Consider the following 23,338-nt stretch of genomic DNA (forward strand, 5'->3'; position numbering starts at 1 on the left):
TAAAAAACGTGTCTATCGTATGGATAGACACGTTTTTTATTGCCTTACTTTATTGATAAGCTGTAAATATTGAGTATCACCATAGCCTACTGTTGGGAACAGCTTAAACAATTGCTGTAATAATTCGCTTGTTGGTACGTCTTTATGTTTGGCAATATATTTTACAACTGCATTATTGTCTTTTAGCAAATCTAAATATAGATTGATTGCTTGATACATCACTGGCAGTACTTCAAGTGAGGGCCTCTTATGGTTGACCAATACTTCCTTATATATAACTTGATAATGCCCTAATAGCAGTTCACTTTGATTTACTTTAAATTCGTCTTCCCTAAAACTATTTAACAACACTTTCCCTTCGTAGCCTGTCTGTTCAAGATAAGAGAGTATAGTAAGAAGGTTCATTTGACAAAACATGTCTTCTCCAAACCATAAAACGATACATTGATAATCCTTGTTAAACAGATTTTCTAATGGTGTAATTACCTTTTGTATATAATTTTCTAGCGAGTCATTGTGTCCATTAGCTCGTTTGTGGATAAACGCATTATCAAAAACTTGTGTAGTAGTAGCGTTTACACACATCGCTTCATTAAATGGTGCATAATCCGAATCTCCCATTAGCCTATGAACCTTAAACTCCTCAAACATCATTTGTCCGTTTAGTATATTAAGTACGTCTCTGTCACAAAACGACCACTTGTTACTTTGTAACCGTTCAAGGTCAAATTTTTGGTTAGCTTTCATTTCACACCATTCCTCATTTTCATTTATCGTGAGTTTATTAATTGATTGAACAGGCGCATTACTAAGCTGATATTCTCTCGGACTAATACCAAAAACAGTTTTAAAGGCTCTACTATACGCTTCCTGTGAAGAGTAATCATAATCAAAGGCGATATCGATGATTTTCCGGTTCTGTGCCAAATCTTCTGTAGATAAATACAATCTTCTAAGAAGAATATATCGTCGAATCGTTATACCTGTTCCTTGATGAAATTTAAATGAGCAATAGTATGGTGAATATCCCATACGATTCGAAAGTTCATCTAACGAAAATTGATTTGTTAATTTACTCTCAATCCAGTCAATCATAAATTGTATCTGTTCCTCCATTTATCTCACCTCCAAATAAAATTATAAGTACTATCCATTTCTTTTATTTGATATTTCTTGTGTTTTATATTTATAATTGGTAATATTTAGTAAATACATATAATTAAAGGAGGAAGGGCAATGCAAACTTATCATTCTATTTCAGCAGAAGTTTATAACTTAGATAAACCAATCGGCAGTTCATTTGGAGATGTTGAATATTATAGCCAACGCCTGGCTCATGTCAAAGGGAAAATATTAGAGCCGGCTGTTGGAACGGGCCGTATTTTAATTCCTTTGCTTGAACAAGGGCTAGCAATGGAAGGCTTCGATCTGTCCGAAGAAATGTTAGTGTACTGTCGAGATAATTTAAAAAAGGCCAATCAAGAAGCGAATATCTTTCAGGCAAATATGGAGACTTTTCAAGCGCCCCAACTGTATGAAGCAATCATTATCCCCGCAGGAACGTTTTTATTAATTACGGACGAAAACAAGGCTTATTCTATACTAACTAATTTTTACAATCATTTAGAGTCTAACGGCAGATTGATTCTAGATATATTTTTACAATCGGATTTTAATGAAGGGAGCTCTCGCTATCGAACGTTTACAAACAGCGAAGGTGAGATCATTACATTGCAAGCAACACAATCTGACATAAATTATATTAACCAAACAACTACTACCCACCATCGCTACGATAAATGGCGTGAAGGCAAATGTATCGACAGCGAATTCGAAATATTCACGTTGAAATGGTATGGGATAAATGAATTTAAGAGGCTTTTAATGCAAGTTGGCTTTAAAGATATCGTTATTTCAGCAGACTATTGCTATCAGCAATATCCTACAAATCAAAATCAAACCATCACCTTTGAAGCTGTTAAATAAATAATGAGGATCGAACAAAAGAGAAAAAGTGTTAGATTGACTGCCATCAATCTAACACTTTTTTGCTATGTCGTTGATGTCCGCTACGGCGGTGCTTTCCGCGGGCACACCGTAAGCCGCAACCCTCGCTTGCGCGCGGCTTGTTGCGTCTTACGTTCTGTGCTGTTCCCGCAGGAGTCACCGCCTTCGCTACCCTCAACTCGTGTTTGCTTATTATTTATTGACTGTTAAAGAATGATGCGCTATGATTTCATTTTTTTATCAATCTAATACTTTTTCTATATCTTTTGTTCGTATGGCGCTGCTTTCTGCGAGCACACCTTAGGACGCAACCCTCGCTTGCGCACTTAATGCCCGCGTCTTACGTGCTGTTCGTACCGAGCAGGAGTCATGCTAACAGTTTTTCATCTTGTTCAATAATGACTCTAACCACTCTTTAATGTCATGACAATGGCTCTAAGCGAGCATACATGTAGTGATCTACCCATTGACCATTGATGTACAATAATTGTCTTAGCAAGCCTTCTTGTTGAAATCCGGATTTTTCTAGCACTCGAATGGAGGCGCTATTTTCAGTTGATACATAGGCTTCCACTCGATGGAGCCCGATTTGTTCAAAGGCAAATTGTACAACTAATTCTACCGCTTCCGTTACTATGCCTTTGCCCACATAGATTTCATCCATCGCATACCCAACAAATGCACTCGAATACGGTAAACGCTTAATAGCATATAATGAAATGTGACCGATTAAATTATTTGTACCTAGCTCATAGATTCCAAAAGTATATTCCCTCTTTGAACTCATTAAATATAAACTTTCTTGTATTTTTTTATATTGTGCATCAATTGTGTAGTATTCAGGACGCTGTAACGGTTCATATGTAGACCAAAAATATTTATTGCGGCTTACTAAACCTGTTAAGCTTTGTGCATCTTTTTCTTGGAATGTGCGAACGTAGCATTTCTCCCCCTGAATTGAGACCACATTTCCACCCTTTTTCCTTAATAAATTCCAAATTTTTAGCACCATTTCTCCCCACAAGCCTTCCGATAAATGTCAATACATGTTCATTGTATGTAATTAATGATGCTGCTACTACAAAAAGAGGTGCAGCATCATACTTATTATTTCTTTGTATTTTTAGAATGAATTTGAAGGCCGATACTTGATGACTCAGCATCCTCTAAATGGGACTTATCTAAAACGTTTGTTAAATGTAGCCCTCTTTTTTGTGCCTCACGTTCAATATGTGCAAGGGTTTCTTGTAGCACTTGTACGCGCGCATGCTTTTTATCGTTTCCTGCCACCAATACCCAAGGAGCATTTTTCTTATCTGTTTTTTCAAACATTTCATTTGCCGCTGCTATATATTGTGGCGTTTTCTCACGATTTCTCCAGTCTTCCTCTGTTAACTTCCAAGATTTATATGGATCCTGTGCACGCTCATTAAAACGCTTTAATTGCTCTTCTTCAGACACATGTAGCCAAAATTTTATAATAATGTAGTCTCCAGCAGTGAGTATCTTTTCAAAGTTGTTGATTTCTTCATACGCTCGTGACCACTCTTCTTTTGTCGCAAATCCTTCAATACGCTCGACTAACACGCGTCCATACCAGGAACGGTCGAAAATCGCGATTTGCCCATGCTGCGGTAATTTTCTCCAGAAGCGTTGTAAGTAATTATATCGTAGCTCGTGCGGCTGTGGAGCTGAAATAGGGTGGACGATATAGCCTCGTGGGTCAACACGTTCGATAAGACGTTTAATGGCGCCCCCCTTCCCCGCTGCATCCATCCCTTCAAATACTAGAATAAGTCCGATTTTATTATTTAATAAAAATTGCTGTGCATTTAACATTTCATATTGCAGTACTTTTAATTTCTTTTTATATAATTTTTTATCGCGTTCAATTGATAGGTCAAGATTTTTTAGATTTTGCGTCATCAAAATTCCACTCCTTCAAATTGGATATTTCCATTGTACTAAAGAAATATTTGGATGCCTATTCAAATGGTAAATTGTAGACAATTTACGCAAAATCACTTGTTACATTGTAAGGATTTTCCGGTATAATAAAATAGATATTTTGAGACAGTGCTATACTTATTTGTCTTTTCCCTATAAAATTTAAAACGAAGGGAGAGGAAGCCTTGCCTAAGATTATTTTAATGACAATAACGTATATTGTCTCACTCATCCTAACCTTTGCATCCTATTTCATAACAATCAATGGTCAATCTACGTTAGAGATTTCAAATCGTTTTCCCGTTATGTTTGCACCTATTAATATTAGCTATATGATATGGATATTGATTTACATTTTGCTCGCTTATTGGTTAGTTAAGAATTTTAAAAAGACATCTATTAAACAGACTGTTCTCTTTAGCAATGTATGCATATTACAAGCGCTCTCTATTTTATTTTGGCATTATGAATTTTTCATAATATTTTTCTGCTCTTCAGTCATTTTAGTACTGTACTTATTTTTCCTTTACAATACGTACTCATTTACAAATAATACGCTAACAGGCCGATTGCCATTTTCACTATACTTCGCATGGTCTACGTTTATGATGTTGACCAATGCAAGTTTTATACTAACATCCTATGAGTGGCATGGTTTTGGACTGAGCAACCCTCTTTGGGCAGTTATTTTACTGACAATAGGAACAGCCATCGCTTTACATATTCGTTACCATCACTTCGATATTATTTATCCTAGCGTATTTATATGGGCCTTTATTGGCATCGTATTGCATAATCGCCTTGATGAATTACTTGTGACGACTGCAGCTTTATTTTTATGCGGCGTTCTCGTAGTTGGCATTCTATTTGTCAAAAAAAAACCTGTTTACCGAAATTAAATCGGTAAGCAGGTTTTTAGTTTATTATGCTTCATCTAATGCAGTTAAAATGATTGGTTTATCTTTCGTGACAATAATAGAATGCTCAATTTGGGCAACTAACGATTTATCAGGTGTGACAAATGTCCAGCCATCACCCGCTTCAACGATATGCTCTGCTTTCGCTGAGATAAACGGCTCCACTGCAAGAACCATGCCCTCTTTCATAATTGTTGAATCCCATGCATCGTAATAGTTTAAAATATGGTTAGGCTCATCATGCAATGAACGACCTAATCCATGGCCAGTTAAATTCATAATAACCGTTAAGTCATTGGCATAAGCTTCACGCTCTACCGCTTTCCCAATTTGGTTTAACTTTGAACCAGCTTTTACTTTTGTCATCGCGCGATCAAAGGCACTTTTCGCAACGCGGCAAAGTTTTTCTTTATCTTCATAACCTTCACCTACTACAAATGAAATACCTGTATCTGCAAAGTAGCCGTTTAAAGAACCAGATACGTCGATATTGACGATGTCTCCCTCTTGAATGACACGTTGTCCTGGAATACCATGTGCCACTTCTTCATTGACACTAATACAAGTGTATCCTGGGAAATCATATTCACCTTTAGGACCTGAAATAGCTCCTGCTTCAGCAAACATGCGACCTGCAATTTCATCTAATTCAAGTGTTGTCACACCTGGTTTTGTAGCTGCCTTCATCGCCTCACGAATTTCGGCACAAATGCGACCAATTTTTTTAAAGGCTTCAATTTCTTCTTGCGTTTTTACAATCATTTTTAACGTCCCTTTCATCTAATATCTATTCTTTAATATAACATAACTTTAAATGTGCATAACGCCAAACGCATTAATTATTCTATGCCGATATGATTTTAGACGTACCATCAAATACAAACCGAACAATTTGCCCAATAAAAAATAGCATACTAAGTTAATACTTAGCATACTATTTTCAGCTTTTGGATAGACTTATATTGTTTAAGATTTACGTTGCATTAATTGTGGTGCCGCTGTAAATAATAGCACCCCAACAATTGCAGTTAAAATGGTTGCTGGTAACATGTATGTTCCATTATAAATGATTGAATAGATCCAGGCATTTTGCTCACCAGCATATTCGGCAAAGAATATGGCACCTGCAAACGTGTGTGCAAGATAACGTAGGAATCCTGCCAACAGCGTACCGATGACAATATAACTAGCCATTTTCTTTTTATTTAAAGCTGTTGCCGCTTTTAGTACTGGTTCACGAACGATTGCCGCTAAACCTACTACGGTAAAGGCTACACCGTAATCTAGTAATCCTTGAAGCCAGTGCACAATATAGGCACCAAACATTGTTTGTATAACACCAATCAAAAGACCGGTTGTGAGCCCTGGCAAAAGACCCCAACGAAACGCCATTAAAATGATTGGAATCATGACTAAACTCACTGATCCACCTTGTGCCCATACTTTAAAGGAAACTTGATCGAGCACAAGTCCTACCGCTGCAAAAATGGCAATCTCCACCAACATTAGTAGTCTTTTTTTGTCCATATTAGTATTCTCTCCTTTGTTCCGATGTAGGATACAAGAGCAGGAATAGAAATCAATTATTGATATGCGCCTCAATCCGGCATAAAAAAACGATGCCAGGACAGAGCCTCACATCGTAAAAGTGTCGGTTTCTATCCACATCCCTACGCAAGTATTAACTTACAGGTTCAAAGAGTAAAGGCATTACGTGCCCAGTCTCAGCTGACATCATCAGCTCCCCTTGTGGTCGTTACATCTTATTTTTTTATTGAACACCCTCATTGTACGAAAACGTCTGGACGATTACAACCTTTTCCACGCTTATTTTTTTGAAACTTTCCATTTTTTCATGCGTAAATAATAAAAAAGGAGGAACAATGATGGAGAATCAAAAAATTTTACCTGCCTTTAGTTATCTCAGTATTTTCTTTGCACCATTTATCGTACCGTTAGTTGTTTATTTTGTTTCACAAGATCGTGATATCAAAAGACATGCCGTCAGAGCTCTTATTTCACATTTAATTCCATTTGTCTTTGGCATCATCTTCTTTATCGTTTTTATCTTATCGTCTATGTCATTCAACATGTTTGAGCCTACTGCAAATGGGAATACATTTATTATTATATGGTTTGTATCATTTGCAATTTATTTACTCGTATCATTAGCTATTGTCATTTGGAACATTGTGCAAGCTGTACGTGTAATTCGTTAAAATTCGTTAAAAGGAGCTGTCGTATTTGTGAAAGTATCAAAAATAGTTAAAACTGCTATAAAATTTGCACCCATTGTTATTCCTATTGTCAAAAAAGTAGTCGCAGCCAAAAAAGGAACAACAGCTAACGTACAAACACGCAGAAAATAATGACGGATTCTTCCTATAGCGTAAAAACCCACTTCGACTTCCGCTCATCATTGTAAGTAGCAGAAGTCATCGTGGGTTTTTTCTTAAATTGTGTGAGTGCCTGGCACTGTTTTCGTGCAACTATACAGGAATCTCGTGGCTCAGCGCGCTATCAAAATTCAGAATTGTTTCAGTGCCTGGCACTTACTTTACTTCAAAATGCGTTGTACTATGGCCGCTTAACGTTTTTTCGACATGTAACACTGCTGGCATGGCAGCTTTTAATTCGGCTACATGTGAAATGACGCCTATCATTCTGCCTGAGTCTTGTAAATCAATCAGTGTGTCAATGGCTTTATTTAAGGCTTCCTCATCTAAAGAGCCAAAGCCCTCGTCAATAAACATGGTTTCGATTCGGATATTGCCTTGGAAGCTTTGGATGACATCCGCCATACCTAAGGCAAGACTTAATGATGCATTGAACTTTTCTCCGCCGGATAATGTTTTAACATCTCTTAATTGGTCTGTATAGGCATCATAAACATCCAGCCCTAGCCCACTTTGCTTTGCATGCTTCTCTAATCGATCGGAACGTCGCAATTCAAATTGTCCATTCGATAAATGGAATAAACGAATATTGGCCGCCGCCGTAATCTTATCTAAATAACTAATTTGAATATACCGCTCAAAGGAAAGTTTTTTCGGATTTTGACCATTTAACAAAGTATAAAGTTCCTTTACACGACCCGCTTCTTTTTCAAGCACATTTATTTCTTGTGCCGTTTCCTCCACTTTAACGATAAAGTCAGCACATGCTTTGGCATAGCTTTGCGTCTGTTGTAATGTTTTAAACGCTTCTTCGTAAGTAATACGCAGCACTTCAAGCTTTTCTTCTAACATTGCTAAATCTTGCTTTTCTTTGCCTTCCAGATGCTTTGCTCCATCTGCCAGTTGTTGCTGTAAAGAATGAAGTTGTAAGGCATATTCTCGACATGCGGTACGTAAATCCTCAATTTGTGCAACACTACGCTTTGCAGTAGCATATTCTTCATAGCTTGCAAAACCAACATTGTTCATACTAACTAAAAACTGCTCACGCTTATCATTAAGAGTGTTTTGCAATTCCTCATATGCTTTTTTAGCCAGTTCTTCCGTCATCACTGCCTTATTGCTTGCTTCCTGTGCCACCTGCAAGTTTTGCTGGCATGTGTGCCATGCTGTTTGTAGTGCGAGCTTTTGCTTCCCGACATCTGCAATGATTTGCTTTAATGCTTGTAATGACTGCACATCTTCAGGAATATGCTTTTGCTGTTCTTCTACGATCGCTTGCTGTTTTATTAATTCATTAGACTGCTCAGCGAAATGTTGCTCTAATCGTATTTGTTTTTGTTGTAGGTGTTCATTTTGATCGACATGGCCTTTTAGTTTTGCTCGAGCAACAGACAGTTGATTTTGGACGATTTTCAAAACTGCGACTTGTTGTTCAACAAACTGTAAAGATGTAGAAAGTTCTAGTCGCTCTGCTATTGAAATGTGATGAGCCTGTAGTTGTTCGTTCACATCTTGCAGCAATTGTTTAGTCGTTTTTAATGTCGCTTCTTGTTCCAAATACTTACGCTCATTCGCATTGACCGTAGCTCGTATCGATTCTAGCGCCACTTCATCAACAACCGCCATTGGTTCGTTATGTGCTAATTGATGTGTTGTGCTGCCACAAACCGGGCAAGGATCACCGTCTTTTAACTTAGCTGCTAAAATACTAGCCTGGCCGGAAATCCATTGTTGCTCTTTTATTTGCAGAGCCTTTTTACTTTCTTGGAATTGTTGTAGTGCTAGATGAACAGCTTGCTCACTTTGTTCAATCGCCCGCTCATATTTTTCAGCTTTGGCTAATAAAGTTACTTGTTCTTTAAGAATAGGTAGCCTTTCTAAATACTCTGCATAAGGCTCCATTTGTTTTTCATAGGATTCAATTGTTGCTATTAATTGCTGATGTTGGCTTTGCTCTTTTTCTAATATAGCCATATTATCAGCTACTGCCCGTTTCGCCGTTAAGACCAGCTGTTCAATGATTTCTAATTGTTGCTGATTGTGCTCAAATGTTTCATATTTCGGCAATAGTGCTACTAGTTGCATTTCCTGTTGCGCTATGTGCTGACGCTCAGGCTCTTTCGCTTCTTCCTCCGCATACAATTGTTGCGCAACTTTCAACTGTGCCACCGCATTTTCATGCGCTGTTGATGCTTGTTGATATAGTTGTTCCTTACGATTTTGCTCTGCCCGTAAATCCACACATTGTTGTTCAAGCAACATAAGTCGTTCTGCTTGCTCAGCTAATTTAATTTCCTGCTCCTTCGCTGTGTACAATGGTTGTTCTTGTAATAATAATTGCAGGCGCGCTTGTCGTTGAGCTTGTTGCTCAAATTGCTCATTGAGTGCCTTAGCCATACTATAATAATCTTGTTCTTTTTGATGATGCGCTAAAGCTTCATCGTAGCGTAGCTGTTCCGTTTGTATGCTTGCATTATAGAAAAATTGCTCTTCTTCAAGGGCATTTTTCAGCTGATACATATTGTCGGTATTATGGCTGATACAAGTAAACAGTGTAGAATTGCGCGGCGGTAAAGCACCTGCAATTTGACCAAGTAAATGCTCTTTTAATTGTTGCGCACGTTCTAAATCTTTTTCGGCTTCTTTTCGTTTTGCATCTAATTTTTTGGTCATTGCACTAAAACGGTCTGTTTTAAAAATTTTGCGTAAGATTACTTCTTTATTCGTAGAATCCGAAGTTAAAAGCTTGCGAAACTCTCCCTGTGGCAACATCACAATTTGACTAAACTGATCTTTTGTTAGCCCTATAATTTCTAGCAGCTTTTTGTCTACTTCATTTGTTTGTTGCTTTTCTACAATACTAAAGTCAAATTTATCTTCCTTTATTTCGGCTAATTCAACTTTTTTCCCTGTCACACTTTTATTTTTTGCTTTAATATGACCCGGTTGCCGAACAATTTGATAAACTTTGCCATGCATTTCAAACACTAATTCAACTGCGGTATAAACGTCATCAGCTGCAAAACCGCTTCGTAGCATCGCAGTATCCTGACGATCTTCTCCGCTTCCTGAACCATAAAGCGCATAGCAAATGGCATCAAAAATAGTTGTTTTCCCAGCACCTGTTTTCCCTGATATAGCGAATAATCGATAGTCACCAAGCTGTTGAAAATCGATCACTTCTGTCTGTTTGTAGGGACCGAAAGCAGTAATGGTTAACTTAAGTGGTTTCATCGCACTGCCTCCCGTTCCTCTTCTAATAACTCTTGTAACATTTCTACAAATAAACGCTCCGTATCCGAATCAGGTTGATCTCCTACAATATTGGCGTAAAATCCACGGAATAAATCAATATCCTCTACTTTTTCCGTGTCAACTACTTGTATGTCTTGAGCAGCCTGCACGCGTGACGCCTTACGCTCTATATGCATTGCATGTGGAAATACTGTACGAATTCGCTCCATCGGTGAAGCGACTGGTGTCGTATCCGTTAAGCGCACAAAAACATAATCTTCACATGGCGGTAGTTTTAATAGTTCATCCATCGACCCTTCTACTACTCTTAAATCACGTCTTGGCACTAGTTTTTGTTTTTTGACTTCTACTGTGCCACTTGCATCTAGTTCTACAATTAAAAAACCTTTTTCATGTAAATGCTCAGACAGTGAATATTTCAACGGTGAGCCAGCATAGCGAATCGTTTCGTTTTGGACAAAGTGCGCTTTATGCAGATGGCCTAGTGCTGTGTAGTTAAACGGTTCAAATAGTGCAGCATCGACACAATCAGAACCACCAATTGATAGCGGGCGCTCTGAATCACTTGTGTTTGCTTCTTCATGACCGTATTTCGTTACAAAGGCATGTCCAATAAAAACATTACGCTTTGTTGTATCCATTGTTTGTTGAATATGGGCGATGATTTTTTGCATGGCATCTTGGTGTGACTGAATCGTTTCGTCTTCTAAAATGGTACGCACTGAAGCAGGCTCCGCAAACGGCACAAGATGAAAATGGACCTCGCCGAACTCGTCAGTTAGAATAATGGGGGCATGTTCTTTTGAGAATTGCCCTACGATATGTAACCCACTATCGCGCATTACTCGGCTACCAAAGTTTAATCGCCCTGCACTATCATGATTACCCGCTACTGCTAACACCGGAATTTTCTTTTCCAGTACAATCTCTGCCAACACGTCATTCAGTAAGTTAACCGCCTCTACAGGTGGCATAGAGCGATCATATAAATCACCTGCTACAATAATGGCATCAGGTTTTTCTTTATCAATGGCTTGTAAAAATTGCTGTAAAATATAGCGTTGATCCTCAGTCATATACATCCCTTGTACAAGCTTACCCAAATGCCAATCGGCTGTATGGAATAATTTCATTGTATTTGCCCTCCTGTCTTTTTCTTATATTTTATCATGCCTTCAAACTAAATTGTTTCAGTGACTGGCACTCGTACTATTCAGAATTGTTTCGGTGCCTGGCACTTGGTATGTGGCTCTTAGCATGGAGACCTGGCATATTCCAATTTTCTATTTCGAAAAAAATCCACTTCGCTTTCCGTGTGCACAGCGTAAGCCACATCCCCCGCTAGCGCTGTTTGTTGCGCCTTTCAGCTTGAGTTGTTCTCAGCAGGGGTCTTCGTGGATCTTTAATTGCATATTAAAATATCTTACTGTCAATTTTCAGAATTGTTTCAGTGCCTGGCACTCTTAAATTTGGCACTCTTAAATAAAAAAACATGCTAAGTTACTTGAACCGCCGCTAATTTAGGTCGGTTCAGATACTTAGCATAGTTTTTTACTTCATGACAACGCTTTGCACTGGTTGGTGTGCTAGATTTTGTGCTTGTAAGGGCTGATTGGCTTTTACTTTTTCCATAAACGTAGCATAGCCAATAAAGCCCTGAATGTTTCTGACGACTGCAACTTCCTCTTTTGTGTCTTCTACTGCCTGTTCCTTAAATTGTGCCTGTTGTTCCAATATTTCCTGAAATGTCATTGGCTTAGGCTTAGGTAACTCTGCCGCGGAAATCGCTAACTGATCACTACCGCTATACACTTTTAAAAAGGCATTGGCCATTTGACGATAGCCTTCAAAATTCGGATGGACATCTGCACCATTCGGTAAGTAGTCTGTAGCTTGCATTCCAAAGGCATCGTAAACATGTACATAAGTCATGCCTGTCTGCTCAGCTTGCTGCTGCAATAACGTATTTAACTTCACTAGCTGGTCATTCGTGCCGACCTTTTGTGTTGCATGGACATTTGGATAAGCGAAATAATAGCCCATAACATACACTTGGGCATGAGGAGCACGCACTTTTACCTCAGCTAACAATTCCGCCATATTTTTACGCGCTAAATTTAACGCAAAATCTACCTGAAGCTGTGAAAACACTAAAGTACCCGCAGATGGGTTAACTTGCACAAGACGTAGTAAATCATTGGCACCTGCTGAAATCGTAATCAGTGTTGCATTGGCTAATAATGCACTTGCTTCTTCTGATCTTACTCGCGCTAAAACATCCGCTGTTGTGTAGCCTGGAAAAGCAAGCTCTTTTGTATAGTGACTCAGTTGCCCCATCTTCCCTAAACGCATGGCAATCAAATCACTATAGCCTGCATCAATTTCCTGATACGGCGTTTGACCTGCCGCTAAAGAATCGCCAAGCGCCACATAATTTTCAGTACGAGCAAAAGCAGATGAAACACCAAGTGTCAACGAAAGCACAGTTATACTTACTAGGCTCAATAGTCGTTTCATCTGCTCACCTCATCTCTATTCGATATTAAAAAGCCCAGCTACCTTTACGGAATATTGGCTCTACAGTGCCATCCGCTAAAATACCATCAATATCCATGTCGCCGCTACCAATCATAAAGTCCTCATGTGTCACAGAAATATTTGCACCTAAAGCTTCCAGTTGACCAGCCTCTAAATCTCTTCCACCTTCTAAACAAGTTGGATATGCTTCTCCAATAGCTAAATGGTTTGAAGCATTCTCATCAAACAATGTATTGAAATATAATATCTCAGAAGCAGAAATTGGCGATTCGTGTGGCACAAGTGCTACCTCTCCTAAATAACTAGAGCCCTCATCCACTGTAATTAACTCTTGCAATAAATCATGTCCCACTTCAGCTTTAGCATCAATAATTTTACCTTCTTCAAAAGTAAGCTTAAAGCCATCAATAATATTGCCTTGGTAAACTAATGGTTTTGTATTACTTACATAGCCATTAATACCTTGTTTCATTGGCAACGTATATACTTCTTCTGTTGGCATATTGGCGATAAAAATCGTACCATCAGGTGTTTTGCTACCACCAGTCAGCCATTTATGCTGAGGTGCTAACGCGATTGTTAAGTCCGTACCAGGAGCAGTATAGTGCAGTTTTGTATACTTTTTGTCGTTCAATAAAGCTGCTCTTGATTCTAAATTTGCTACATGCGTACGCCAGTTTTCAACTGCGTTTCCTTCCCCAATACGCACTGTTTTAAAGATGGCTTCCCAAAGTGCGGGAACTTGTTTTTCGACTGCTAAATCCGGGAATACTTTGCCTGCCCACTTTGCTGAAGGGACGGCTATGATAGACCAAGCAATCAAATCTTTCATAACAGCATTACGATAGTTTTTCAAGGCAGCGCCAGATACCTTTTGGAAGGTAGCTAAACGCTCCGTAGGAATACCGCTTAATTTATCTGGATCCGCAGCATCTATCCACAATAACGCGCCTTTGCGTTCAATTAGTTCATCACGCATTTTCACTATCCATTGTGGGTAACGATTAAATTCCTCTTCCGAAGCATGTTCGAAAAAAGCACGGTCCATTTCATCATCTGAAAAATTAACATGAACACGGCCTGCGCCAGCTTTGTATGCCTCCTTCACCACTAAACGAGCAAAATCCAATGCATCGATCGATGTATTCACTAATAAGTATTGCCCTGGTTGAATATTGACACCAACCTTTACTGCTAGCTCTGCATATGCTCGTAATTTTTCTTCAAATGTCATATTAGTTCCCTCGCTTTTGCCCAATTGTTTTTGAATTACCTTCTACTAGCTTGCCATCGTGCCATACCTTCTGCACAGGTTTGCCTGGAATTTCACGTGTCCACTTTTTATACGTTTTTTCATCGTGGTACGATAACAATGTTAAGACTTCACCATCTGCCCCTGCACGACCAGTACGTCCAGAACGATGCAAGTACTGTTCGATTGTACGTGGCACATCGACATGAATAACATGTGTTAAACCGGCAATATCTAAACCACGTGCCGCAATATCTGTGGCGATTAATACGCGCGCTTCGCCTTTACGGAATGCATCTAATGCTTTTTTACGTTCTTCTTTTTTCATGTCAGAATGTAATGTCACAATTGGTGCTGAACGATATTGTAGCTTTGTTTCTTTCATTAATAATTGATCGATATTATTAACGAAAGCAAGGGCACGTAAATCTTCTGTATGTGATAATCGACGGAGGAAGTCTGTTTTATCGCGTTCTTCCACTTTAACGAATGAGTGGACAACTTTCCCAAACTTCACCATGTCCTCTGGTTTAATTTTCACGCGTAATGGCTCAAACATCATACGGCTCGCAACTAATTCAATTTCTTCCGTAATTGTGGCAGAAACAACTACTACTTGACGACCAAATGCTGATCCTTCGATAAATGATTTTACGACAACACGATACTCGCGGCTTAGTAGCTGATCGCATTCGTCTAAAATAACCGTTTCAATTTCTTTTAATTTTAATTTACCCGCACGCGCTAATTCATTGAGACGACCTGGAGTACCTACGACGATTGTTGGTTTTTTCTTTAACTTCTCGATTTGACGTGCAGAGTTTGCACCACCAATAAGCTGTTGTACGGTAATATCCGAACCGGCTGTCCATTCACGAATAACCTCAACGATTTGCATAGCTAATTCTTGAGACGGCGCAACAATCAGCCCTTGTGTTTGTTTTTTCGCACCGTTTACTTTATTCAATAAAGGTAACACATAAGCCAATGTTTTCCCTGAGCCTGTCGGTGATTCTGCAACAATATCTTTTCCTTCGAGCATTGCCGGAATCATTTCCTCTTGAATTTTCATTGGTTCTTCAAAGTTCCATTTTGCTTGTAATTCTTCTTTTAATAAATTAATAACTGACATGTTAATTCCCACCTTATTATCCTGCTTGACATTAGTTTAACATACTAGCTGTGTACAAGCATTTTCCTTCTTTATGATTGAGTAGACATGTATTGAAAAAGCTCACCTTTTACAACAGGTGAGCCAAAATGCTACTCCACTAATTCATAGCCGCATGCTAAAATAGCACATTCAGCTAACACGATTAATGAATCAATATATTTGTCACTTAATTTTAAATCTCGATTAACGATTGATAACTCTGTACAGCCTAGCACGATACGGTCACAATTTAAAGCTAACATGGCTTCCTCAATAGGCAGCCAATCTTCCTTTGTGACATCCTTGCCCGCTTTCACATAGTCGTAAATAATCGACATCACTTGTTCTTTCATTGCATCATCTGGTACTACTGGTGTTATGTCGAATTCCTCTAATGCATCTTGATACATGCGTGATGTTAACGTCCCTGTTGTAGCTAAAATTCCGACACGTTTTGCGCCTAAATCATGTGCACGCTTAGCCGTTTCCCGAATCATATGCAACACAGGAATGGGCGATCCTTGTGCAATTTCATCATAAAAAGTATGCGCTGTATTGCACGGAATGGCAATTAAATTTGCTCCAACAGAAGCTAACTTTTTGGCATCCTCAATTAACACTGGGACAGGATTTTCCTTTGAGTTATCTAAAATAAAAGCCGTGCGATCAGGAATATTTGTATCATTATCAATAATGGTATGAACATGCTCCTGATCCTTTATTGCCTTTGTACGTCTGACAATCATTTCGCCGATAAACATTGTTGCAAGTGGACCGACACCACCTATTATACCTAAAGTTTGTTTTTTCATTAGTTAGACAGACCTTTGTTGTTAAAATATTTCTTATATTTGCGATAAAAGCTTAAATTATCAAGCGTTACATTCAACCAACGTTTCGCATTCATATCTTTATAATTGAAAATAGAATCCGTTGCTAAACCTTGACGAATGAGGCTCTTCGCTTCCATCACAAGCTGTTCATTTACTACGTATTTAAATAATACACCATTTGGTACGATCGTCCAAAGATGCTTGTTCTGCACATATGTCAGCTGCTGTTTACTTCCACGAATATAATCATCCGCTACATATTGCATTAAATTATAGCCGCTTGCCGTCACATAATAATTCGATAGTTCATTATGTAGTTCAATACTCAATAGCTTATAATGCCCATCACGTTCATCATATTTCATATCAAATGTGGCAAAGCCTTGGAATTCCACTGCTTCTAGGAACGTTTTAACACCATCCATTAGTTCCTTGTCGTACGTCGTCATAATGGCAACATAACGCCCAATTCCCTCTGGTGAATGTTCTTCTAAAATCGGGTTCCCTACAGATAGTAGCTTGACTTTGTGATCTTGTCCAACATAAGCATTTACAACACGCATATTGGCATCTTCACCCGGAATATATTGTTGAATCATCATATCATCACGATAGGCCGATTCTTTATAGATTGCGTGGAAAATAGCCTCTTTTTCTTCTTCATTTTGTGCAATATAGACCTTTTTCTTACCTGGGAAAATACAACTTGCGTACTTCGTCATATTCATCGGCTTAATGACAATGGGATAGTCAACTGTCTGCAATTGCTCATAATCATTTACCGTACAAACCTGCATGGCAGGATAATGGAAACCATATTGTGCACAAAGCTGATACATACTTTCCCGCGTTAATAATTGGTTGGCAAGTGGTGCATCCACATAGGGAATAATATAATGACTCGCCAAGTCCTCTTTATAATGCACAATTTTCTTTACATAAAACTCATCACAAGCTAAAAGCAATAATTTCTTATCTGAAAACTCCTCTGCGATTGCTTTTAAGGCAACAACAAAGCGCTCTTCAATATGCAATCTTGGTACTTCTCGAAAATATAATAAATCACTGTGTTGAATTTTTTCCATATTCGTATGATTTAATGCTAGTGGTTTGACGCCATAGGACTCGTAAAATGCTCGCGCCATGCCGTAAGCATTCATTTCATCGCCCAATAAAACTGGTAAAAAAGCGTGCTCAATGGCCATTCTACTCAACTCACTTTAGCTTTTTTTATTAGTGTAACATATTTTTGTGCTAGCAAAACTGCACGCCAACATAAGAAACTTGTGCCACTTCTTATTTATGAACCGCAACAGCCTGCATATTTAGCTCCTGATAGCTCTTAAAAAGATCATCTACATTATAAGAAACATTGCCCTGTAATGGGTCCATAACGACCACTTGCTCATTGGAATGCCCCGTCAATACGACGGCATGCAAGTTTAAGTATGCATCACGTTTCACCGTTTCTCCTTCATACACCCACCCTTTATTGGGCGTTGTTTTCGGTGTCGATAAATCCAATGTAACCCATACGACAACCGGCACACCCTCGTCTACGAGCTCTAAAATATCACGCTGTGATGCCCCGCTCATATCCGTTACACGCAAGTTTGCCTGCTTATCTGCAATTGCGGCTTGGGCAGCTTTGACAATTGGTGCGGCATAGACGTACATGCCATTTGCCTTATCACGCGGATTTCCAGCATACGCAACACTAGGGTTTGGACCGTAACGTTGACCACCTGATGTGTAAATATTTTGTTTAGGCAAATAGTTATCCGCCATTTCAAGCTTTGATATATTCATGCCGTAATAATTTAAAACAGCCGTTAGTGCGGTAATTTCACAACCTTGAGGAAGCTCAGGTTTTTGCATAACCACTGGGACAGCAAGCTCCTGCTCTGCTCTTGAGGCATGTGTTTGCAGTCGAAAATACGGTTTCGTCTCATCATACGTAAATTTTTCAATTGTCGTATAGCCATCGTCACCTTGGCTATTATGTGTTGTTGCCATAATCGTATATTCCCTGCCATCTACAAGATTTGAAAAAGTAGCCTCTCCCTCTTCTGAGCCGATTGCTTCTTCAACTTTCTTACCGGTCTCCGTATCTGTCATTGTAATAAAGAGACTTGGAATCGGTGCACCACTATTAAATTCTACCGTCAAAACAGTTATTTGGTTTTTTGGTCGACTTTGCTGTGTAAATTGATTACAACCAGAAAGTAGCATGATAATCATAATACTAACTATTAAAAGACGTTTATAATCACTCCACAAGACAAATTCCGCTCCTATCTCATTAGAAAAATACATTATCTTCTATTCTATTTTTACAATTTGTCATAGTTTTATTATACGCTAATTTAATAGGTGTTCCTATTTTATCCTGCTACTTTTCAAGGATTAGACAAAAATCTAGCACAATATACTTTAGTTAAGATGTTGTTACTTTAGGACGCAGCGTATGCTTTAATACCTTGCCTGACGCATTACGTGGTAATTGTGCTAGAAATTCAATTTCATAGGGTACTTTATATTTTGCAAGCTGTGAAAGACAATAGGCTAAAATAGATTCTTCATCTAGTAGCTTTCCTTCCTTTAAGACGACAAATGCTTTTGGCACTTCTCCATAGACTTCATGTGGCAAGCCAACTACTGCTGCTTCTAAAATTTCCGGCAGTTGATATAGCACTTCTTCAATTTCAATGGGATAAATATTTTCACCGCCGCGAATAATCATATCCTTTTTACGATCCACGATATATAAGTAACCTTCATCATCGAAGCGTCCCAAATCGCCGGAATAAAGCCAACCGTCACGAATTGTTCGAGCCGTCTCTTGCTCATTGCGTAAATACCCTTTCATCACCTGTGGCCCTTTCACACAAATTTCCCCTACTTCACCTGCAGGCACAGCTTCACCAAGACTATCTACTACACGAACTTCTGTCTGTGCTAACGGCTTGCCGACAGAACCGATTTTCGTCAATGCATCAGCGTCCAAAAGCGATGTAGCAGCCGGCGTATTTTCTGTTTGGCCATATAAATTTTGCACTTTTACATTTGGCAATGCTTCTTTCACCTGTTTTACAAGCTCATACGGCATCGGGGCTGCACCGTAACATAATAGACGTAACTCCTCAAAGGTATGATCCTTAAAACCTGGTGTATTTAATAACATCGTGTACATGGCAGGCACACCAAAGAAAATCGTGGCACGTGTTTTGGCAAGCTGTTGTAACGTATTTTTCGGCGAAAAGCTCTCCTCGATAATGACAGTTCCACCTTGATAGAACATCGGCATAGCAAAGACATGCAGCCCTGCACAATGAAACAATGGTGTACAAATAAACATGCTGTCCTCCGGCGTCATATTCATCGATGCTGACCAAATAGCGGCTGCCGATGCAATATTTTGATGCGTTAGCATGACCCCTTTTGGCTTTCCTGTTGTCCCAGACGTATACATCACCACTGCCGTATCATCCGCTTGTAACTGTACGGGCTGTCTCTGTCCCGCATCGTTTTCAATAATATCTAGCATGTTCTTTAAACTGATTACATATTGAAATGCATACGGAACATCCGCTAGTAGTTCTTCTATTCTTTCGTCATAAATAAGCCCTTTCGCTTGTGAATGGCTGACAATAAAGTCAACCTCTCGTGCGCTAAGCTTTGTATTAATAGGCATCGCAACAAAGCCAGCCAGTTGAATACCGATATAAGCAATTAAAAATAAATCGGAATTAAGTGTATATAACGCAATGACATCGTTTCTTTCATAGCCCTGTTGTTGTAAATACGCAGCAAAGCGTTCACTATACTGATAAAATTCACTATACGTCAGCTGTTTGTCTTCATAAACTGTAGCAGTTGCATTCGCTTGCTGTGTAGCATAGTTTTGTAAAACATCCGTCATAAACATCTTCATCATAAACCCCCTTTTATTTTTTTGTGACTAGTTAGTATAGAACTTGCTTATAAATCAGAAAATTCAGATTACAACACTTATTTTATCAATCTAGCTTTTGGTAAGCAATTTTTGCCTACATTCAAAATATGTAAGCTATGTCACAAAATATTCTTATACATATTACTTTTCTATCAAATTCTGTTAGGTGTATGATACTTGTAAAAATTATTTGTTAAAGAAAGGCATGATTAGAATGCTGTATGCACTTTTAGGAGATTTACATTCTAATATTGCTGATACAAAAGCAGTGTTAGCTCATATACAACAAACAGCAAAAAATGCTGTAATCATAGGTTTAGGCGATTTATATGAATGTACAGTAAGTAAGAAAAAAGCAAAAACAATATCTGGCTTACCTTTGCAAAAGGCCGCCGTTATTGAACAAGATTTTGAAAATCTACTGACATTCCCATCAATTCGCGGTAATCAAGAAGAACGTATTACACATGTTACAGGCATCGAGCGCTTTGTTGCATTGCCTGAAACGATGGATATCGATGGGGCAATGCTTATTCATGGACATCAATTCCAATGGAGCGTTGCTTGGCAACCTAAGTTCCCAGCCATTGATCAGCAACTGCTTTTTTTCGGACATAGCCATGAATCAGGCATTTACCGTCAAAATAAAAAGTTGCCGATTCGTATTCATTTTGGACAACCGATTGCGTTACAAGCAAAGCAATATCGTATCAATGTCGGTTCTGTAGTTGATCACCGTGAATGGTGCCTCTACGATAGTGACAAGCGAACAGTCACTTTTATGTGCGCCTCGTCCTTCGATGGAAAGGATGCAGTGGGTATTTAATGATAACGTTGATGTCCGCTGCGACGGTGCTTTCTGCGGGCACACACCTTTTCCATGTACAGTTAGTGCACGTTGATTTCCGTTCCAGGCGCTCCCTTTCCGCAGGCACGGCTTCAACTAATTTTTGCGGCGGGTTCGCCGCAAAAATGGATTTTCAGCTCGTGCTGTTCCTGCTGGAGTGTCGCGCCTTCCACTTCAATCAACTTGTAGCACCTACTAATTTATTATTTACGCCGCAAGTAGAATTTAGCTTTCTATCCCATTTTCTCTCACCGGTCTAATCATTTTTAAAAATGAAGCCTTTAATAGTCGTCGAGAATGGCAATTCCAGTGGATGAGCATTAAGCAAAATAACGAGGAGATTGAAGCTAATACTATGGAATGCTTCCGGCACGATACTACAAAATAAAAACGCTAAAATTGCGGACAATTTTAGCGTTTTTATTTTTTAACATTCACAATCTTGTAGCGCATCCAGTAACTTTTTCATTTCTTCAAGTTGGCAACATAATGTTTGCAACATGCATTGAAGAATTGGAATTAGCTCTTGGCATATGCAGAATCGTTGAACGTTTTGCACGAAGCGTACACCTGCTTGATGGTGAATAATCATATCTTGAAGATAATTGATATTGATACTATTAGAGGTTGGTGGTGAGCATAATGTTTGGAACATCGTTTCAGCAATTTCTTTAAAAGTACACATATATTCGTATAATTCATATTCTGTATTTTGTACGATACAACATCTGTTTTGTATTGCTTCGAGACTTTCTACTAACTCAGTATGTGTTTTTATCACTTCTAGTGCTAAATCTTGAACAGGAATAATTGTTGTATATTGCAGCACATTTTCTGACATTCTTATGGCTGCTATATTGTATGGAATCATTTGTTTGATGAAGTTTTCAGATATGCTACATGTTATTGTTACATAGGTCATGCCTTGCATCATCTTATTGATTATTCTTTTGTTTTCCTCTAAATATGCCTGGGTTACAATACTAAGTGGAATTGGTTTAATCATTAGACACACTCCTTTCAGAGTAATGTATGCCCCGTAGGTTGTTGTGCGATAGACATTTGTACCATCGAATATCAAGATAATAAAACAGAGAAAGCTAGATGTTTTTATATGTATGTAAACAATGTGGACAAATGCACATATTACGTTCTTGAGATACGCTTTCTATTAGATCTTCAGGAAACTTTTCCTTCATACACCAACATGTCTGTTGACCTTCCGCGACTCCACAATGATTTTCATTCCCACATAAAGGACAGCACTGTTTTTTAGTTTGCACTTCATTCCCCCCTTTCTACACTGATTGTACTGTACAATAAAAGGAGTACGAAATACATTTATTTTCGCACTCCTACAGTATCACTGATTACGCCATGATTGATTAATATCCGCCTTCACTTCTTCACTGTTGGTATCACTATATTTAGCTGTACCATGCCCACCCGTTTTTGCTAAAAGCTCTTTTACTTCGTTATAGGATAAACCCGCTTCTGCATTTTTACGTTTGACTTCATTAATATTCGTACCAGAGGCTGTTAGCTGTTCTTCATTCATATGCTATTCATCTCCTTCTACAATTCATCGGGCTGAAGTTCAATTAGCTCATCGCCTTCTCTTTGTACTCTTTTATTCAGTTCCCCAATAGGGATAATATCGACCGTTTGCATATCTTCATGCAAATCAAAAATACTAATTGTATCCGAATCAACCATATCTGGCTTGTCTTTACTTGATAAGTTCATAAACATTCTTTTCTCAGGTGGTATATTTTCTTTATTCATGTTGTCACACTCCTTTATCGTTAATGTGTGTCAACATGCATAGATTATGTGTTCTTTTTCAACAATAAATTGTTCCTTTCGCATTTTTAATGTGCATAAGCTTCTGTACTTTTCTTGCTTGTTTTATCGACCCGATGATATTCAGAAACTTGAATAACGCGAACATTCCTTGTATGCAATTCATGATAGATTCCTCTGCTATCTGTAAAGGCGATAAATTGATCGCGCTCGCTTTTTACTAACTGTTGTGCTTTTTCTTGCGATTCAATATGAATAAATCTCCGAACATAATGATTTTCATCAAAGAAATAGGTGATTTTAAATTCTCTCATTTTAAGCAGCTCCTCCATTAATGCCTTTATGTTATCCAATTGTTGTTTTTATCATCCTAAAATCAACTCTCTAGACAGTATAAGATTGCAAACATGAGAAATACTAAATTTTATCGTA

Annotated in this window: 24 protein-coding genes, 2 pseudogenes and 1 riboswitch; of the genes and pseudogenes, 6 read left to right on the forward strand and 20 right to left on the reverse strand. The window is 38.5% G+C overall.

Translation table 11 applies throughout. The features are described from left to right. Positions 1–36: 36 nt before the first annotated feature. Both ACKVEV_RS13780 and ACKVEV_RS13785 read right to left on the reverse strand, forming a co-directional pair. A pseudogene (locus tag ACKVEV_RS13780) lies at positions 37–687 on the reverse strand (AraC family transcriptional regulator); the annotation flags it as partial. 65 nt (positions 688–752) lie between these two features. Further along, a pseudogene (locus ACKVEV_RS13785) lies at positions 753–1,116 on the reverse strand (helix-turn-helix domain-containing protein); the annotation flags it as partial. A gap of 120 nt (positions 1,117–1,236) precedes the next feature. Between ACKVEV_RS13785 and ACKVEV_RS13790 the strand changes: the two are divergent. After that, entirely contained in the window at positions 1,237–1,986 is a 750-nt protein-coding gene (locus ACKVEV_RS13790) for a class I SAM-dependent methyltransferase (RefSeq protein ID WP_409366948.1), read from the forward strand. 442 nt (positions 1,987–2,428) lie between these two features. Here the strand turns inward: ACKVEV_RS13790 and ACKVEV_RS13795 are convergent, their stop codons facing one another. Next, the gene (locus tag ACKVEV_RS13795; RefSeq protein WP_409366949.1) at positions 2,429–3,019 is read right to left on the reverse strand and encodes a GNAT family N-acetyltransferase; all 591 of its coding nucleotides are present in this window, start codon (positions 3,017–3,019) and stop codon (positions 2,429–2,431) included. Between the two features lie 95 nt (positions 3,020–3,114). Then, entirely contained in the window at positions 3,115–3,933 is an 819-nt protein-coding gene (locus tag ACKVEV_RS13800) for a polyphosphate kinase 2 family protein (protein WP_409366950.1), read from the reverse strand. A 206-nt stretch (positions 3,934–4,139) separates the two neighbouring features. On the opposite strand from ACKVEV_RS13800, the gene ACKVEV_RS13805 reads away from it, so the two are divergent. Next, positions 4,140–4,853 (forward strand): hypothetical protein, encoded by a 714-nt coding sequence (locus ACKVEV_RS13805; protein ID WP_409366951.1) that lies wholly within the window; start codon positions 4,140–4,142, stop codon positions 4,851–4,853. A gap of 24 nt (positions 4,854–4,877) precedes the next feature. Here ACKVEV_RS13805 and map read toward each other — a convergent pair whose 3' ends face one another. After that, a complete protein-coding gene (gene map / locus ACKVEV_RS13810) occupies positions 4,878–5,633 on the reverse strand; it encodes a type I methionyl aminopeptidase (protein ID WP_409366952.1) in 756 nt (251 codons plus the stop codon). Between the two features lie 204 nt (positions 5,634–5,837). Then, the gene (gene thiT, locus ACKVEV_RS13815) at positions 5,838–6,398 is read right to left on the reverse strand and encodes an energy-coupled thiamine transporter ThiT (RefSeq protein ID WP_409366953.1); all 561 of its coding nucleotides are present in this window, start codon (positions 6,396–6,398) and stop codon (positions 5,838–5,840) included. 123 nt (positions 6,399–6,521) lie between these two features. Then, positions 6,522–6,629: riboswitch (TPP riboswitch) on the reverse strand. 125 nt (positions 6,630–6,754) lie between these two features. Between thiT and ACKVEV_RS13820 the strand changes: the two genes are divergently transcribed. Beyond that, positions 6,755–7,090, forward strand: a complete 336-nt coding sequence (locus ACKVEV_RS13820) for a hypothetical protein (protein ID WP_409366954.1) — start codon at positions 6,755–6,757, stop codon at positions 7,088–7,090. 27 nt (positions 7,091–7,117) lie between these two features. Beyond that, on the forward strand, positions 7,118–7,240 hold the full coding sequence (locus ACKVEV_RS13825) for a hypothetical protein (protein ID WP_409366955.1): 123 nt from the start codon (positions 7,118–7,120) through the stop codon (positions 7,238–7,240). Positions 7,241–7,423: 183 nt separating this feature from the next. On the opposite strand, the gene ACKVEV_RS13830 is transcribed toward ACKVEV_RS13825, so the two are convergent. The 9 genes from ACKVEV_RS13830 to ACKVEV_RS13870 form a co-directional block, all read right to left on the reverse strand. Next, positions 7,424–10,504 (reverse strand): AAA family ATPase, encoded by a 3,081-nt coding sequence (locus tag ACKVEV_RS13830; protein WP_409366956.1) that lies wholly within the window; start codon positions 10,502–10,504, stop codon positions 7,424–7,426. After that, positions 10,501–11,658: an exonuclease SbcCD subunit D gene (locus ACKVEV_RS13835; RefSeq protein WP_409366957.1), complete on the reverse strand. Its 1,158-nt coding sequence runs from the start codon at positions 11,656–11,658 to the stop codon at positions 10,501–10,503. Before ACKVEV_RS13835 ends, ACKVEV_RS13830 begins: the two co-directional genes overlap by 4 nt. Before the next feature lie 418 nt (positions 11,659–12,076). Continuing rightward, on the reverse strand, positions 12,077–13,042 hold the full coding sequence (locus ACKVEV_RS13840; RefSeq protein WP_409366958.1) for an SGNH/GDSL hydrolase family protein: 966 nt from the start codon (positions 13,040–13,042) through the stop codon (positions 12,077–12,079). 25 nt (positions 13,043–13,067) lie between these two features. Beyond that, entirely contained in the window at positions 13,068–14,297 is a 1,230-nt protein-coding gene (locus ACKVEV_RS13845; protein WP_409366959.1) for an aminopeptidase, read from the reverse strand. 1 nt (position 14,298) lies between these two features. Then, positions 14,299–15,447, reverse strand: coding sequence for a DEAD/DEAH box helicase (locus tag ACKVEV_RS13850; RefSeq protein ID WP_409366960.1), 1,149 nt, complete (start codon positions 15,445–15,447; stop codon positions 14,299–14,301). Positions 15,448–15,578: 131 nt separating this feature from the next. Further along, positions 15,579–16,280, reverse strand: coding sequence for an aspartate/glutamate racemase family protein (locus ACKVEV_RS13855; protein WP_409366961.1), 702 nt, complete (start codon positions 16,278–16,280; stop codon positions 15,579–15,581). Continuing rightward, positions 16,280–17,506 carry an ATP-grasp domain-containing protein gene (locus ACKVEV_RS13860; RefSeq protein ID WP_409366962.1) on the reverse strand — a complete coding sequence of 409 codons (1,227 nt, stop codon included), beginning with the start codon at positions 17,504–17,506 and terminating at the stop codon, positions 16,280–16,282. The genes ACKVEV_RS13855 and ACKVEV_RS13860 overlap by 1 nt, the downstream gene beginning before the upstream one ends. Positions 17,507–17,597: 91 nt before the next feature. Then, on the reverse strand, positions 17,598–18,581 hold the full coding sequence (locus ACKVEV_RS13865; protein ID WP_409366963.1) for a C39 family peptidase: 984 nt from the start codon (positions 18,579–18,581) through the stop codon (positions 17,598–17,600). A gap of 157 nt (positions 18,582–18,738) precedes the next feature. Then, positions 18,739–20,235 carry a class I adenylate-forming enzyme family protein gene (locus ACKVEV_RS13870; protein ID WP_409370557.1) on the reverse strand — a complete coding sequence of 499 codons (1,497 nt, stop codon included), beginning with the start codon at positions 20,233–20,235 and terminating at the stop codon, positions 18,739–18,741. A gap of 235 nt (positions 20,236–20,470) precedes the next feature. On the opposite strand from ACKVEV_RS13870, the gene ACKVEV_RS13875 reads away from it, so the two are divergent. Next, positions 20,471–21,082, forward strand: a complete 612-nt coding sequence (locus ACKVEV_RS13875; RefSeq protein WP_409370558.1) for a metallophosphoesterase family protein — start codon at positions 20,471–20,473, stop codon at positions 21,080–21,082. Then, positions 21,082–21,363 carry a hypothetical protein gene (locus ACKVEV_RS13880; RefSeq protein WP_409366964.1) on the forward strand — a complete coding sequence of 94 codons (282 nt, stop codon included), beginning with the start codon at positions 21,082–21,084 and terminating at the stop codon, positions 21,361–21,363. Before ACKVEV_RS13875 ends, ACKVEV_RS13880 begins: the two co-directional genes overlap by 1 nt. 167 nt (positions 21,364–21,530) lie before the next feature. Here ACKVEV_RS13880 and ACKVEV_RS13885 read toward each other — a convergent pair whose 3' ends face one another. The 5 genes from ACKVEV_RS13885 to ACKVEV_RS13905 form a co-directional block, all read right to left on the reverse strand. Beyond that, the gene (locus ACKVEV_RS13885; protein ID WP_409366965.1) at positions 21,531–22,109 is read right to left on the reverse strand and encodes a DUF305 domain-containing protein; all 579 of its coding nucleotides are present in this window, start codon (positions 22,107–22,109) and stop codon (positions 21,531–21,533) included. A gap of 94 nt (positions 22,110–22,203) precedes the next feature. Further along, positions 22,204–22,386 (reverse strand): cysteine-rich CWC family protein, encoded by a 183-nt coding sequence (locus ACKVEV_RS13890; protein WP_409366966.1) that lies wholly within the window; start codon positions 22,384–22,386, stop codon positions 22,204–22,206. An 80-nt stretch (positions 22,387–22,466) separates the two neighbouring features. After that, positions 22,467–22,661, reverse strand: coding sequence for a gamma-type small acid-soluble spore protein (locus ACKVEV_RS13895; RefSeq protein WP_409366967.1), 195 nt, complete (start codon positions 22,659–22,661; stop codon positions 22,467–22,469). Positions 22,662–22,678: 17 nt separating this feature from the next. Beyond that, entirely contained in the window at positions 22,679–22,888 is a 210-nt protein-coding gene (locus ACKVEV_RS13900) for a hypothetical protein (RefSeq protein WP_402927966.1), read from the reverse strand. An 86-nt stretch (positions 22,889–22,974) separates the two neighbouring features. Then, entirely contained in the window at positions 22,975–23,220 is a 246-nt protein-coding gene (locus ACKVEV_RS13905; RefSeq protein ID WP_409366968.1) for a hypothetical protein, read from the reverse strand. Between the last annotated feature and the right edge of the window lie 118 nt (positions 23,221–23,338).

Source organism: Lysinibacillus sp. 38-6 (genome assembly GCF_046245175.1).
GTDB lineage: Bacteria > Bacillota > Bacilli > Bacillales_A > Planococcaceae > Lysinibacillus.

What these genes read in the sequence shown, in the direction of transcription:
- ACKVEV_RS13790 (WP_409366948.1), top strand. Translation starts at nt 1,237, where the DNA reads ATGCAAACTTATCATTCTATTTCAGCAGAAGTTTATAACTTAGATAAA.
- ACKVEV_RS13795 (WP_409366949.1), bottom strand. Translation starts at nt 3,019, where the DNA reads ATGGTGCTAAAAATTTGGAATTTATTAAGGAAAAAGGGTGGAAATGTG.
- ACKVEV_RS13800 (WP_409366950.1), bottom strand. Translation starts at nt 3,933, where the DNA reads ATGACGCAAAATCTAAAAAATCTTGACCTATCAATTGAACGCGATAAA.
- map (WP_409366952.1), bottom strand. Translation starts at nt 5,633, where the DNA reads ATGATTGTAAAAACGCAAGAAGAAATTGAAGCCTTTAAAAAAATTGGT.
- thiT (WP_409366953.1), bottom strand. Translation starts at nt 6,398, where the DNA reads ATGGACAAAAAAAGACTACTAATGTTGGTGGAGATTGCCATTTTTGCA.
- ACKVEV_RS13820 (WP_409366954.1), top strand. Translation starts at nt 6,755, where the DNA reads ATGATGGAGAATCAAAAAATTTTACCTGCCTTTAGTTATCTCAGTATT.
- ACKVEV_RS13830 (WP_409366956.1), bottom strand. Translation starts at nt 10,504, where the DNA reads ATGAAACCACTTAAGTTAACCATTACTGCTTTCGGTCCCTACAAACAG.
- ACKVEV_RS13835 (WP_409366957.1), bottom strand. Translation starts at nt 11,658, where the DNA reads ATGAAATTATTCCATACAGCCGATTGGCATTTGGGTAAGCTTGTACAA.
- ACKVEV_RS13840 (WP_409366958.1), bottom strand. Translation starts at nt 13,042, where the DNA reads ATGAAACGACTATTGAGCCTAGTAAGTATAACTGTGCTTTCGTTGACA.
- ACKVEV_RS13845 (WP_409366959.1), bottom strand. Translation starts at nt 14,297, where the DNA reads ATGACATTTGAAGAAAAATTACGAGCATATGCAGAGCTAGCAGTAAAG.
- ACKVEV_RS13850 (WP_409366960.1), bottom strand. Translation starts at nt 15,447, where the DNA reads ATGTCAGTTATTAATTTATTAAAAGAAGAATTACAAGCAAAATGGAAC.
- ACKVEV_RS13855 (WP_409366961.1), bottom strand. Translation starts at nt 16,280, where the DNA reads ATGAAAAAACAAACTTTAGGTATAATAGGTGGTGTCGGTCCACTTGCA.
- ACKVEV_RS13860 (WP_409366962.1), bottom strand. Translation starts at nt 17,506, where the DNA reads ATGGCCATTGAGCACGCTTTTTTACCAGTTTTATTGGGCGATGAAATG.
- ACKVEV_RS13870 (WP_409370557.1), bottom strand. Translation starts at nt 20,235, where the DNA reads ATGAAGATGTTTATGACGGATGTTTTACAAAACTATGCTACACAGCAA.
- ACKVEV_RS13875 (WP_409370558.1), top strand. Translation starts at nt 20,471, where the DNA reads ATGCTGTATGCACTTTTAGGAGATTTACATTCTAATATTGCTGATACA.
- ACKVEV_RS13880 (WP_409366964.1), top strand. Translation starts at nt 21,082, where the DNA reads ATGATAACGTTGATGTCCGCTGCGACGGTGCTTTCTGCGGGCACACAC.
- ACKVEV_RS13885 (WP_409366965.1), bottom strand. Translation starts at nt 22,109, where the DNA reads ATGATTAAACCAATTCCACTTAGTATTGTAACCCAGGCATATTTAGAG.
- ACKVEV_RS13895 (WP_409366967.1), bottom strand. Translation starts at nt 22,661, where the DNA reads ATGAATGAAGAACAGCTAACAGCCTCTGGTACGAATATTAATGAAGTC.
- ACKVEV_RS13900 (WP_402927966.1), bottom strand. Translation starts at nt 22,888, where the DNA reads ATGAATAAAGAAAATATACCACCTGAGAAAAGAATGTTTATGAACTTA.
- ACKVEV_RS13905 (WP_409366968.1), bottom strand. Translation starts at nt 23,220, where the DNA reads ATGAGAGAATTTAAAATCACCTATTTCTTTGATGAAAATCATTATGTT.